14 protein-coding genes and 1 pseudogene are annotated in these 11195 nt (G+C 73.7%); 10 read left to right on the top strand and 5 right to left on the bottom strand.

The features are described from left to right. Together ABD352_RS23240 and ABD352_RS23235 are read left to right on the top strand one after the other, a co-directional pair. A pseudogene (locus ABD352_RS23240) lies at positions 1-381 on the top strand (transglutaminase domain-containing protein); the annotation flags it as partial. Positions 382-410: 29 nt separating this feature from the next. Continuing rightward, complete coding sequence (locus ABD352_RS23235) at positions 411-1820, top strand: GH1 family beta-glucosidase (RefSeq protein WP_425553608.1); 1410 nt, start codon at positions 411-413, stop codon at positions 1818-1820. A 40-nt stretch (positions 1821-1860) separates the two neighbouring features. On the opposite strand, the gene ABD352_RS23230 is transcribed toward ABD352_RS23235, so the two are convergent. After that, complete coding sequence (locus ABD352_RS23230; protein ID WP_344614551.1) at positions 1861-2526, bottom strand: response regulator; 666 nt, start codon at positions 2524-2526, stop codon at positions 1861-1863. Continuing rightward, positions 2523-3797, bottom strand: a complete 1275-nt coding sequence (locus tag ABD352_RS23225; RefSeq protein WP_344614550.1) for a sensor histidine kinase — start codon at positions 3795-3797, stop codon at positions 2523-2525. The genes ABD352_RS23230 and ABD352_RS23225 overlap by 4 nt, the downstream gene beginning before the upstream one ends. A gap of 189 nt (positions 3798-3986) precedes the next feature. On the opposite strand from ABD352_RS23225, the gene ABD352_RS23220 reads away from it, so the two are divergent. From ABD352_RS23220 to pth2, 4 genes are all read left to right on the top strand, one after another. Beyond that, positions 3987-4472: a DUF1707 domain-containing protein gene (locus ABD352_RS23220; RefSeq protein ID WP_344614549.1), complete on the top strand. Its 486-nt coding sequence runs from the start codon at positions 3987-3989 to the stop codon at positions 4470-4472. A gap of 67 nt (positions 4473-4539) precedes the next feature. Next, on the top strand, positions 4540-5190 hold the full coding sequence (locus ABD352_RS23215; RefSeq protein WP_344614548.1) for an SDR family NAD(P)-dependent oxidoreductase: 651 nt from the start codon (positions 4540-4542) through the stop codon (positions 5188-5190). Positions 5191-5233: 43 nt separating this feature from the next. Continuing rightward, positions 5234-6043, top strand: coding sequence for a metal-dependent hydrolase (locus ABD352_RS23210; protein WP_344614547.1), 810 nt, complete (start codon positions 5234-5236; stop codon positions 6041-6043). Beyond that, a complete protein-coding gene (pth2, locus tag ABD352_RS23205) occupies positions 6040-6399 on the top strand; it encodes a peptidyl-tRNA hydrolase Pth2 (protein ID WP_344614546.1) in 360 nt (119 codons plus the stop codon). Before ABD352_RS23210 ends, pth2 begins: the two co-directional genes overlap by 4 nt. 54 nt (positions 6400-6453) lie before the next feature. Here pth2 and ABD352_RS23200 read toward each other — a convergent pair whose 3' ends face one another. Then, a complete protein-coding gene (locus tag ABD352_RS23200; RefSeq protein WP_344614545.1) occupies positions 6454-6660 on the bottom strand; it encodes a hypothetical protein in 207 nt (68 codons plus the stop codon). A gap of 150 nt (positions 6661-6810) precedes the next feature. Here ABD352_RS23200 and ABD352_RS23195 point away from each other — a divergent pair, with 150 nt between their 5' ends. The 3 genes from ABD352_RS23195 to ABD352_RS23185 are packed head-to-tail and all read left to right on the top strand — an operon-like array spanning position 6811 to position 9199. After that, positions 6811-7779 carry an LLM class F420-dependent oxidoreductase gene (locus tag ABD352_RS23195; RefSeq protein ID WP_344614616.1) on the top strand — a complete coding sequence of 323 codons (969 nt, stop codon included), beginning with the start codon at positions 6811-6813 and terminating at the stop codon, positions 7777-7779. Continuing rightward, entirely contained in the window at positions 7776-8564 is a 789-nt protein-coding gene (locus ABD352_RS23190; protein WP_344614544.1) for an SDR family oxidoreductase, read from the top strand. Before ABD352_RS23195 ends, ABD352_RS23190 begins: the two co-directional genes overlap by 4 nt. Next, positions 8561-9199, top strand: a complete 639-nt coding sequence (locus tag ABD352_RS23185) for a nucleoside/nucleotide kinase family protein (protein WP_344614543.1) — start codon at positions 8561-8563, stop codon at positions 9197-9199. The genes ABD352_RS23190 and ABD352_RS23185 overlap by 4 nt, the downstream gene beginning before the upstream one ends. Here ABD352_RS23185 and ABD352_RS23180 read toward each other — a convergent pair. After that, entirely contained in the window at positions 9183-10013 is an 831-nt protein-coding gene (locus tag ABD352_RS23180; protein WP_344614542.1) for an amidohydrolase family protein, read from the bottom strand. The genes ABD352_RS23185 and ABD352_RS23180 overlap by 17 nt on opposite strands. A 37-nt stretch (positions 10014-10050) precedes the next feature. After that, positions 10051-10314, bottom strand: a complete 264-nt coding sequence (locus tag ABD352_RS23175; RefSeq protein ID WP_344614541.1) for a hypothetical protein — start codon at positions 10312-10314, stop codon at positions 10051-10053. A gap of 129 nt (positions 10315-10443) precedes the next feature. On the opposite strand from ABD352_RS23175, the gene ABD352_RS23170 reads away from it, so the two are divergent. Next, the gene (locus ABD352_RS23170; RefSeq protein WP_344614540.1) at positions 10444-11043 is read left to right on the top strand and encodes a hypothetical protein; all 600 of its coding nucleotides are present in this window, start codon (positions 10444-10446) and stop codon (positions 11041-11043) included. Positions 11044-11195 lie beyond the last annotated feature (152 nt).

Raw genomic sequence — 11195 nt, 5'->3', positions numbered from 1 at the left:
CCCCGCCTCGCCGAGGGACCCCCGTCCGTGCGCGTCGACGCCGCGTGGCGCGAGGTGCTGCTCGGCCTGCGCCAGGCCGGCCGCCCGGCCCCGCCCCACCTGAGCGCGGCCGAGATCGCGCAGTACGCGGCGACGGCGGCCGAGCCGCGGGCCCACGCCGGCCCCCGCGCCGTCCGCCCGCCCGCCCCGCCGGTCGGCGACCTGGCCGGCCTGGTCAACGAGGTCGCCTTCGCCGGGCAGGCCGCCCGTATCGACGAACCGCAGGCCTCGCGGGCCACGGCCCAGGCGACGGCGTACCTGACCGACTTGAAGGCCCGCCGCCCCTGGTGGCGCCGCGTGCTGTGGACGTTCGACCCGCGCCCTCTGCGCTGGCGCAAGTAGCGTTGCATCGACCGGTTACGGTTTCGGGAGTGCGACGGCGACACCTGTTCACCCTCGCCGCCGTCAGTGCCGTGGCGAGCGGCTGCACGCCCGCGGCCGCACCCGGGGCCAGCCCCTCCGCCGAGCCGGCCGGCCCGCCCTCCGGCGGGCTGCGGTTCCCGGACGGGTTCCAGTGGGGGGCGGCGACGTCGGCGTACCAGATCGAGGGGGCCGCGGCCGAGGACGGGCGCGGCCCGTCGGTCTGGGACACCTTCAGCCACCAGGCCGGCAAGGTCCTCGGCGGCGACACCGGCGACGTGGCCGCCGACCACTACCACCGCGTCTACGAGGACCTCGACCTCATGAAGGGCCTGGGGCTCAAGAGCTACCGGTTCTCCATCTCCTGGTCGCGGGTGCTGCCGCAGGGCCGCGGCCCGCTCAACGCCAAGGGCCTGGACTTCTACCACCGGCTCGTGGACGGCCTGCTGGCCCGCGACATCGCGCCCATGGCCACGCTCTTCCACTGGGACACGCCGCAAGCGCTGCAGGACAAGGGCGGGTGGGAGCAGCGCGACTGTGCGCAGTGGTTCGCCGACTACGCCCAGCAGATGTTCTACTCCCTCGGCGACAAGGTGCACACCTGGCTGACGCTCAACGAGCCCAAGACCGTGGTCGCCATGGGGTACGGCGTCGGCGTGCACGCCCCCGGGAAGAAGAACCGGCGGCTGGGCGACGTCGCCGGCCACCACTTGCTGCTGGGCCATGGGCTGGCGGTGCGGGCTTTCCGCGGTACGAACAAGGCAGGAAGAATCGGCGCGGCCCTGAACCTGTCCCCGGTCTACCCCGCTGACAACTCAGCCGGTGCCGCGAAGCAGGTGGTGGCCGTTGACGAGGAGGAAAACCGCCGCTGGCTGGACCCGGTCCTGCTGTCCAGGTACCCCGCGGCCTGGCTGTCCGCCAATGCGGCCCTGCACCCGACCATCCACGACGGCGACCTGGACGTGATCGGCTCCCGCTCGGACCTTCTGGCCGTGCAGTACTACAACCCGGTCAACGTCACCGCCGGCGGCGGCCGGGTGGCCCGCCACCCCACCACCCAGGCGACGTGGCTGGAGGTCTACCCCGAGGGCCTGCACGACCTGCTGACCCGGATCAAGCGCGACTACGGCGACATCCCGCTCACCATCACCGAGAACGGCATGCCCTCGACCGCCGACGTGCAGGACGACGACCGGATCGCGTTCCTGCGCGACCACCTCGCCGCGGCGCACAAGGCGATCCAGGCGGGGGTCAAGCTGGAGGGCTACCACGTCTGGTCGCTGCTGGACAACTTCGAGTGGGCCGAGGGCTACTCGCAGCGCTGGGGCCTGATCCGGGTCGACGAGCAGACCCACGACCGCCGCCGCAAGGCCAGCGCCGACTGGTACCAGGGCGTGATCGCCCGCAACGGCCTGCCCTGATCACTCGGGCGCGAGCATGCCGTGCTGGTCTCCGTCGTGATCAGCCGAGCCAGCCCGGGCGGACCAGGCCGGCCTCGTAGGCGAAGACGACGAGCTGGGCGCGGTCGCGGGCGCCGAGCTTGATCATGGCCCGGCTGACGTGGGTCTTGGCGGTGGCGGGGCTGACGTAGAGCTTGGCCGCGATGTCCTCGTTCGACAGGCCCGCGCCGACCAGGGACATCACCTCGCGCTCGCGGTCGGTCAGGGTGTCCAGGGACATCGGGGCGAGCGGGGCGCGGGAGCGGCTGGCGAACTCCTCGATGAGGCGGCGGGTCACGCCGGGCGACAGCAGAGCGTCGCCGGCCGCGACCGCGCGCACGCCCCGCAGCAGGTCGACCGGCTCGGTGTCCTTGACCAGGAAGCCGCTGGCGCCGACCCGCAGCGCCTCGAAGACGTACTCGTCCAGGTCGAACGTGGTCAGGATGACGATGCGCACGTCGGCCAGGCGGGTGTCGGCGGCGATGCGGCGGGTCGCCTCCAGGCCGTCGAGGACCGGCATGCGGATGTCCATGAGCACCACGTCGGGGCGGGCCTGGACGGCCAGCCTGACCGCCTCCGCGCCGTCGGCCGCCTCGCCGACGACCTCGATGTCGGACTGGGCGTCGAGCAGGGCCTTGAAGCCGGCCCGCACGAGCGCCTGGTCGTCGGCCAGCAGCACCTTGATCACGGCTTGTCTTCCTCACGCAGCGGGATGATGGCGCGGACCTCGAAGCCGCCGCCCTCGCGCGGGCCGGCCTCGACGGTGCCGCCGAACGTGGCGGCGCGGTGGCGCATGCCGGCGATGCCGTTGCCGGACTCGGCCCGCGGCTCCTCCGGCCGGTCCGCGGGCGGGCCCTTGCCGTCGTCGGTGACCACCAGGGTCAGCTCGGCCGGGCCGTAGCCGACGACGACCGTGGCGGTGGCGCCGGGGCCCGCGTGCCGGCGGACGTTGGTCAGCGCCTCCTGGACGATGCGGTACGCCGCCCGGTCCACCTGCGGCGGCAGCGCCCGGGGAGCACCGACGGTGTCGAGCGTGACCGGCAGGCCCGCGCCCCTCGCCTCGCCGGCCAGCCGCTCCAGGTCGGCCAGGCCCGGCGCGGGGGTGCGCGGCGCCGCCTCCCCGGGGTTGAGCCCGGCCAGCACCGCGCGGGTCTCGCGCAGCGCCTCCGCGCTGGCGTGCTTGATCGCACTGAGCGCCACCCGGGCCTGCTCCGGCTGCTCGTCCATGAGGTGCAGCCCGACCCCGGCCTGCACGTTGATGAGCGACAGGTGGTGGCCGATGACGTCGTGCAGCTCCCGGGCGATGAGCAGCCGCTCGTCGCTGGCCTGGCGGCGCTGCTGCTCCTTGCGGGCCTTCTCCTCCTCGGCCCGGGCGAGGGCCTCCTGATGGGCCCGGTCGCGGGCCATCTGGCTGTACCGCGCCCCGCGCACCCGTGCCGCCTCGCCGAAGAACGCGATGATGATGCACCACACCCCGATGACGACCAGGCGCGCGACGGACGCGTGCGGCAGGACGAGCACGACGAACGTGGTGTAGGCGGCGACGACGGCGATCCAGGTCAGCCAGCGGTAGCCTGCCGACAGGGCGCCGTAGACCGCGACGATGGCGGCGAGGAATCCCGGTCCGTTGGGGTACAGCTGGGCGAAGTAGGCGACCGTGGCGGCCAGCGCCCCGGCCAGCGTGAGCAGGGGCGCCCTGGTGCGCAGGATCAGGGCGGCCGGGCCGGCGACGAGCAGCAGGTAGCCGGTCTGGTCCAGCTCGTGGCCGGTGCTGCCGTAGGCGGCCGCCCGGGTGCCGAACACCTGCAGGAGCGCGATGAAGATGGCCAGGCCCATCGGGTGCGGCCCGCCGTGCCAGCGCCCGGAGCCGCGCCGCCGCTCGATGCGCTGCTCGAACCGCTGGAACTTGCGCTCGAGGCGCGCGGCGCGCTGCTGGCTGGCCCACGGCGCTCTCCCCACGCCACAAACGGTAGTGGAGCGGCGGGACGTGCGGCATCGCCTCCCCGGCGCGGCGGCGCGTACTCCCGCGGGAGTACGGCGCCCGTCCGGCTGCGTCTGCCGCGGTACGGCACGAGCCGACGCCGGTGCGACGCGCGGGACCGCCGTGACGGGCACGCTGGAGTCCATCGACGGAAGGGGGCCGAGAACATGGCCGGCGAACGGGTACGCGCCTCGGACAGCGAGCGCGAACAGTACGCCAACATGGTGCGGGCCGGCATGACCGAGGGCCGGCTCACGCTCGAGGAGGGGGAGGAACGGCTCAGCGGGGTCTACGCCGCGAAGTTTCGCGACGAGCTGCCGCCGCTGACCGCCGACCTGCCCGAGGGGGGCCGGCGCGGGCTGTACGAGACGCCGGAGGCCAAGGAGCAGTTCGCCCGGGACTCCCGGCGCCACCTGTGGGGGCACACGGGCTTCGTCGCGGTCCTCGCGGCGACGCTGACGGGGCTGTGGGTGCTGTCGGGGGCGCACTTCTTCTGGCCGGCGATCCCGCTCTTCTTCATGGTGTTCGGCCTGGCCCGGCACGCCCGCTGGCGGGCGTACGGCGGCCACCCGCGCTGGGGCCGCGGCCATCACCACGGCTGGGGGCGCGGACCGTGGGGGGCCGCGTCGGACCGGCAGGGCTGGGGCCGCTGACACACACCGATCGGGGCCGCCGCCGGGGGTGCGGCGGCCCCGCCGACCCGGGGAGAAGGGGCAGGGCATGTTGGGATCGACGTTGTTCGAGCTGAAAGGCCGGGTCGCCGTGGTGCTGGGCGGGCCCGACGGAATGCCTGCGGCGGTGTGCCGGATGCTCGCCGAGCGCGGCGCCCGCATCGCGGTCATCGGCGCGGACGAGGCCGAGCTGGCCGACCTGGTCGACGAGCTGCGCTGGGGCGGCGCCGAGGCGCTCGGCATCGTCGCCGAGGGCACCGACGCGGCCGCCATGGACGCGGTGCGGGTCAGCGTGCTCACCGAGCTCGGCGCGCCGGAGCTGCTGTTCGTGCTGCCCTGCCCGGGGCACGGCGCCGGCGGCTGGCAGCAGACCGTCGACAGTGGACTGACCGCGACCTTCCAGGCGCTGCAGGCGTTCGTGCCGCACATGGCCGAGGCGGGCGGCGGCGCGGTGGTGACGCTCGCGCCGAGCGGGGCGGACCCGGCCACCAACGCGGTCGGCGGCGGCGTGACGGCGCTCACCCAGCACTACGCCCGGCTGGTCGCCGGGGCCGGGGTGCGGGCCAATGTCGTGTCCTGGACACCGCGCGAGTCCACCGTCGACGACGCCGCCTTCGCCGCTGTCTACCTGGCCTCGGACGCCGCGGCGAGCATGACGGCGACGACACTCGACGTTGCGGGTACATTGATGCGGCTGTAGATCCTATGTACGAATGACCGTCCACCTGGGATAGTCACCAGGCATGATGGGCTCTTCGCACGCTCTTTCCGGGGCGGCGGTCTGGTTGACCGGTTCGCTCGCGCTGGACCAGCTCGGGCACTTCCACCAGACCCCGCTGCAGCTGACCGTCGGCACCGCGATCTGCGCCGGCGGCGCCCTGGTGCCCGACCTGGACCTCTCGGGCCGGGTCACGCGGCGGCAGGGCGGCGCGACGGTGGCCCATACGTTCGGCGTGTTCTCGCTGTTCCTGGCCGAGTGTGTCGAGAAGTTCTCGCTCGGCGTCTACAAGCTGACCCGGATGAAGTACGACCCGCCGCGGCACAACGGCCACCGCACGCTGACCCACACCATCATCTTCAACGTCGGCGTCGGCTACGGCACCCTGGCCCTGTGCAACGCCTACGGCAAATGGGCGGTCATGGGCGTGCTGTTCTTCTCCTTCGCTCTGGCGCTGCGCGGGCTGTTCGAGAAGTGGGCCGAGCGGGCCGGCTGGCTCATCGTCACCCTGGCCTCGGCCGCCGCGGCCTTCCTGGTCTACGAGCGGCTGCCCGGCGACCGCGGCTACCCGCTGCTCGGCGTGGCGGTCGGCGTCGGCGGCCTGATCCATCTGCTGGGCGACATGATCACCCGGCACGGTTCGCCGATCCTCTGGCCGATCCCGACCGGGCGGCGGATGTGGCGCTGCTTCGGCCTGCCGCACTCGGTGGCGCTCACCGCCGGCGACAAGACCGAGACCGTCTTCCTGCGCACGGTCTTCGCCACGGTGGCGATCTTCGCCGGGGCGGTGTTGCTGGCTCCCGTACTCATGGATCGGTTTAACATCCAGTTGTGACGGTGAGCGCCGAGACCCGGCTCGTGATCGTGATGCGGACCGACCTCGGCATGGGCAAGGGCAAGATCGCCGCGCAGGCCGCGCACGCCGCGGTCGCGGCGGCCATGGCCAACGTGCGCGCGCCGGCGTTCGCCGACTGGTGGCGGGCCGGGCAGCCGAAGGTGGTGCTCAAGGTGCCCGACGAGGACACGCTGGGCCTGGTCGTGGCCGCGGCCGAGGAGGCCGGGCTGCCGGTCGAGGTGGTCCACGACGCCGGCCGCACCCAGGTCGCCGCCGGCACCGCCACCTGCTGCGCGATCGGCCCGGCCCGCGGCGCCGACCTGCACCCGGTGACGGGCTCACTGTCGCTTCTCTGACACACGCAACGGCCGCCCCCGGAACAACCGGGGGCGGCCGCCGTGGCCCCGTTATCAGTCGGCGAGCGCGACGATGCCCTGCGCCCAGCGGAAGTACTTGTTCGTGCCCAGGTCGCGCACGGTCTTGATGTTGAAGGCGGCCTGCAGCTTCTCGGCGTCGCCCTCGCTCACGCCGGCGATCGCGGTGACGGGGGCGTCGGCGAGCTCCTGCGCGCTCTTGCCTTCCCATTGCTTCATGAGCTTCTTCTCGAGACCCAGCATGGGTTGCTCTCCTTTCCTCGGTCAGATCGGCGCCAGGCTACGTCGCACCTATACCTGTTGCAACGTGAGGGCGTCCGGACGAGTGTGCCGTTCGGCTTGCCACATCCGCCGTTTCGCGGAGATGATCGGCTGATGAACAGCCAATGGGGGCTGACGATCCCTCTGCCGGGGGTCCCGCTGCCCGACCACGCGGCGCTGCTGGCCACCCTCGCGGACCTCGGCTACACCGACGTGTGGACCTCGGAGGTCGCCGGGACCGACGCGTTCACCCCGTTGGCGCTGGCCTCCGCCTGGTCGCCCGGCCTGCGGCTGGGCACCGCGATCGTGCCCGTGTTCACGCGCGGGCCGGCCCTGCTGGCCATGCAGGCGGCGACCCTCGCCGAGGCCGCACCGGGCCGGTTCGCCCTCGGCATCGGCGCCTCCTCGCCGGTCGTGGTCGGCGACTGGAACGCGGTGCCGTTCGAGCGGCCCTACGAGCGCAGCCGCGACGTCCTGCGCTTCCTGCGCGCGGCGCTCGCCGGCGAGCTCGTCGACGGGGACTTCGACACGTTCGCCGTGCGGCGGTTCCGGTTGGAGCGGGCTCCCGCGGTACCGCCGAAACTGCTCCTGGCGGGTCTGAGGGGCCGGATGCTGCGCCTGGCGGCGGCCGAGGCCGACGGCGCCATCCTCAACTGGCTGTCGGTCGAGGACGTGGCGACCGCGCGGGCCGAGCTGGCGGCCGCGCCCGAGGGCTTCGAGGTGGCCGCCCGGATCTTCGTCTGCCCCACCGCCGACGCCGAGGAGGCCCGCGCGACCGGGCGCCGGCTCATCGCCGCCTACCTGACCGTGCCCGCCTACGCGGCGTTCCACCGCTGGCTGGGCCGCGGCGAGGCGCTGAAGCCGATGTGGGACGCGTGGGCGGCCGGGGACCGCAAGGGCGCCCTCGCGGCGATTCCCGACGAGGTGGTCGACGCCCTCATCGTGCACGGCCCGGCCGCGCGGTGCCGCGAGCACGTGCGCCGCTACGCCGCGGCCGGCGTCACCACCCCGGTGATCGCGCTGCTGCCGACCCGGGAGCTCGCCGCCGGCGGCGCGCCCGCGCTGCTGGACACCCTGCGCCAACTGGGGGCCCGATCGTGAACGTGGACGGCAAGGTCGTCGTCATCACCGGCGCCGCCGGCGGGATCGGGGCGGCGATGGCCCGCCGGTTCGCCGCCGGCAAGGCCGCCGCGCTCGTGCTGGCCGACCTCGACGGCGAGGCCGCCGCCGCGCTGGCCGCGAGCCTGCCCGGCGAGGCCGTCGGCGTCGAGGTCGACGTGACCAGCGAGGAGCAGGTGGCCGAGCTGGTCGGGGAGACCCTCGAGCGGCACGACCGCATCGACCTGTTCTGCGCCAACGCCGGCATCACCAGCGGCGCCGGCCTGGAGGCGAGCAACGACGCGTGGGCCCGCACCTGGGCGGTCAACGTGCTGTCCCACGTGTACTCGGCCCGGGCCGTGCTGCCCTCGATGCTGGAGCGCGGGGAGGGGTACCTCCTGCACACCTGCTCGGCCGCGGGCCTGCTCACCGCCGTCGGTGACGCCCCCTACTCGGTGACGAAGCACGCCGCGGTGTCCTTCGCCGAGTGGCTGTCCATCACGTACGGCAGCCGCGGCATCAAGGTCAGCGCGCTGTGCCCGCAGGGCGTGGACACCCCGATGCTGCAGGATGGCCTCAAGGCCGGCCACATCGGCGCCAAGGTGACCGCGGCCGGCGGCGCCGTGCTGTCCGCCGACGACGTGGCCGAGAGCGTCGTGGCCGGCCTCGACGCCGAACGGTTCCTGATCCTGCCGCACCCGGAGGTGGGGCGGTACTACCTGCACCGCGCCACCGACACCGACCGCTGGCTCGCCGGCATGCGCGGCCTGCGCGACTCGCTGTCATGAGGCAGCCGGACGTGCTCCAGGCCGCCCTGGACGTGGTCGTGCCGTTCGCCCGCGGCCGCCAGGGCCGGGTGGTGGTGGGCATCTGCGGCCCGCCCGCCGCCGGCAAGTCCACCCTGTCCTCGGCGCTCGCCGAGGCCCTCCAGGACGTCCACATCGGACTGTCCAGTGTGGCCGTCCCCATGGACGGCTTCCACCTGTCGAACGTGGAGCTGGACCGGCTCGGCCTGGCCGACCGCAAGGGGGCGCCGGAGACCTTCGACTCGGCCGGCTTCGTGCACCTGCTGCGCCGCCTGCGGGCCGGCGAGGACCTCGTCTACGCCCCCGCCTACAGCCGCACCCTGCACGAGTCGATCGGCGGCGTCATCCCGGTGCCGTCCTCGGTGCGGGTCATCGTGGTCGAGGGCAACTACCTGCTGCTGGAGCACGGCCCGTGGGCGTCGGTGCGCGACCTGCTCGACCTGGTCCTGTACCTCGACGCCCCCGACGAGGTGCGCCAGGAGTCGCTGGTGCGCCGCCAGCTGGCGAAGGGCCTCGACCTGCCGGAGGCGCAGGACTGGGTCTCGCGCAGCGACGAGGCCAACGCCTCGGTGATCGCGGCCACCCGCAACCGCGCGGACCTCATCCTGACCCGCTGAACAGCCGCTCGGCGTTGTCCCAGCAGACCTTGCCGAGCCACTCGTCGCCGAGCCGCAGCCGCCGCAGCGACTCGATCTGGTGCTCGTACGGGTACGGGATGTTGGGGAAGTCGCTGCCGAGCAGCACGCGCCCGGCCAGCCCGAGGTCCCTGATCCGGGGCAGCAGCCGCTCGTCCGGGCCGCCGAAGAAGTCCGTGAACACCATGGTGGTGTCCAGGTGTACGCCGTCGTGCCGGTCGGCCAGGTCCAGGAACTCCTCGAACTCGGGCGCCCCCATGTGCGCGACGATCGCCCGCAGTCCCCGGTGGTTGCCCAGCAGCTCGCCGAAGGGCCCGGGCCCGGTGAAGGCGTTCGGGACCGGCCCGGAGCCGGCGTGGACGACCACCGGGATCCGCTCGGCGGCGAGGCGGTCCCAGACGGGGGCGAGGATCGGCTCCCGCGGGTCGTAGGCGCCCACCTGTAGGTGCACCTTGAACACCTCCGCGCCCCGCGCGATGGCGGCGTCCACGTACTCCTCCACCCCCTCCTCGGGGTAGAACGTGGCGCTGGGCAGGCACCCGGGCGCGCGCCCGGCGAAGTCGATGGTCCACTCGTTGAGGCCCCGCGCCATGCCGGGCTTGTGGGCGTACGCGAGCGCCGTGAACCGCTCGACGCCCTGTGCCCGCAGCGTCTGGACGCGCTCGTCCTCGTCGCCGCGGTACAGGATCGGCCACGGCCGGCCGACGAGCGGCCCTTCGGCGTCGAAGTACGCCTGGACGCTCCTCAGCAGCCTCGGCGGCATGAAGTGGGTGTGGACGTCGAACAGTCTCCGCACAGCGTCACGATATGTCGGGCTTCACGCCGGTTGTGCGTCACGCCGGGTTGTCGGCGTGGGTCAGGGTTTCCCAGGCCACGAAGAGGTTGTTGGTGCCGGCCGGGCGGGACGGCTCGGTCAGGCGCTGGGTGTTGGTCATGGCGATGCCCATGCGGTTGTGCAGGGCGTTGTAGGCGACCTCGGTGACCGGGCCCAGGCCGAGGTTGAGCTTGCCGCCGCAGAGCCACGCCGGGACCGCCTCGCCCAGCTGCCTGTCCCCGTCCGGCCAGCGCCGGGACTTCAGCACCCGTTGGGCAGGCAATCAGGTTGCCTCGCCGGTTGCCGGAAAGTGTCGTACCCCGGCGCTATGGTGACCCCGAGTTCGCGCCCCGGCCGCGTCGACCCGCTCGGCACAGCGTGACTCGCTTCGCACGGATGACAGCATTGGGGGATGACCGACGTGACGCGACGTTCCTTGCACGGGCTGGCCGAGCTGGTGCTGGCCGGGCCGCAGTATCGGGCGAGCGGGACCATCCGGCTGCGGGTGACGGAGGACGGGTTCGCCACCGTGGCGGCGCCGGACCTGCGGGTGAATGCCGACTCGCTGTTCGTGGGCGGCCGGCGGGTGCCACTGGGCGGGCGGACGCTGCGGGAGCTGGCGGACGAGGCCGGGGTCGGGATCGGGGCGCCGGAAGGGCTCTACTCGGACAGCTCGGGGGCGGGGCCGGACGACCGGGTCGTGCTCGACGGGGCCGAAGCGATCCTGGACGCGTTCGTGGCCGGCGACGCGGCGCTGCGGAAGCTGGACGGGGAGGCGACGCCGGTGCTGTGGCCGGAGCACTTCGACGTCGGGATCGCGCTCGACGAGGTGAATTACGGGGTGTCCGCGGGGGACACGGCGATCGACGAGCCGTACGCCTATGTGGTGCCCTGGACGCCCCGCGCCGGGGACTTCTGGAACATGCCCTTCGGCGCCGGTCGGCCCGTTCGGGAGGTGGCGGACATCGCGGCCTTCTTCGCCGAGGGGCGGCGCCTGGTCACGCAGGGCTGAGACTCCGGGCCGCGCGCTTGACGGCCTGGTCCCGTCGGCGCGCGAACCGCGGCGGCCGGCCGCGCTCGAGCGGAATGCCCCGGTCGTCGCGGGCCCGCCCCGGCCCACGCGGCCGTGGCGAACCGTACGGCGGGCGGCCAGACCGAGCAGCG

It is taken from the genome of Dactylosporangium salmoneum, from assembly GCF_039532525.1.
GTDB classification, from domain to species: domain Bacteria; phylum Actinomycetota; class Actinomycetes; order Mycobacteriales; family Micromonosporaceae; genus Dactylosporangium; species Dactylosporangium salmoneum.
This window is presented reverse-complemented; position numbering and strand designations above follow the sequence as displayed.

What these genes read in the sequence shown, in the direction of transcription:
- ABD352_RS23220 (WP_344614549.1), top strand. Translation starts at nt 3,987, where the DNA reads ATGGCCGGCGAACGGGTACGCGCCTCGGACAGCGAGCGCGAACAGTAC.
- ABD352_RS23215 (WP_344614548.1), top strand. Translation starts at nt 4,540, where the DNA reads ATGTTGGGATCGACGTTGTTCGAGCTGAAAGGCCGGGTCGCCGTGGTG.
- ABD352_RS23210 (WP_344614547.1), top strand. Translation starts at nt 5,234, where the DNA reads ATGATGGGCTCTTCGCACGCTCTTTCCGGGGCGGCGGTCTGGTTGACC.
- ABD352_RS23200 (WP_344614545.1), bottom strand. Translation starts at nt 6,660, where the DNA reads ATGCTGGGTCTCGAGAAGAAGCTCATGAAGCAATGGGAAGGCAAGAGC.
- ABD352_RS23185 (WP_344614543.1), top strand. Translation starts at nt 8,561, where the DNA reads ATGAGGCAGCCGGACGTGCTCCAGGCCGCCCTGGACGTGGTCGTGCCG.
- ABD352_RS23170 (WP_344614540.1), top strand. Translation starts at nt 10,444, where the DNA reads ATGACCGACGTGACGCGACGTTCCTTGCACGGGCTGGCCGAGCTGGTG.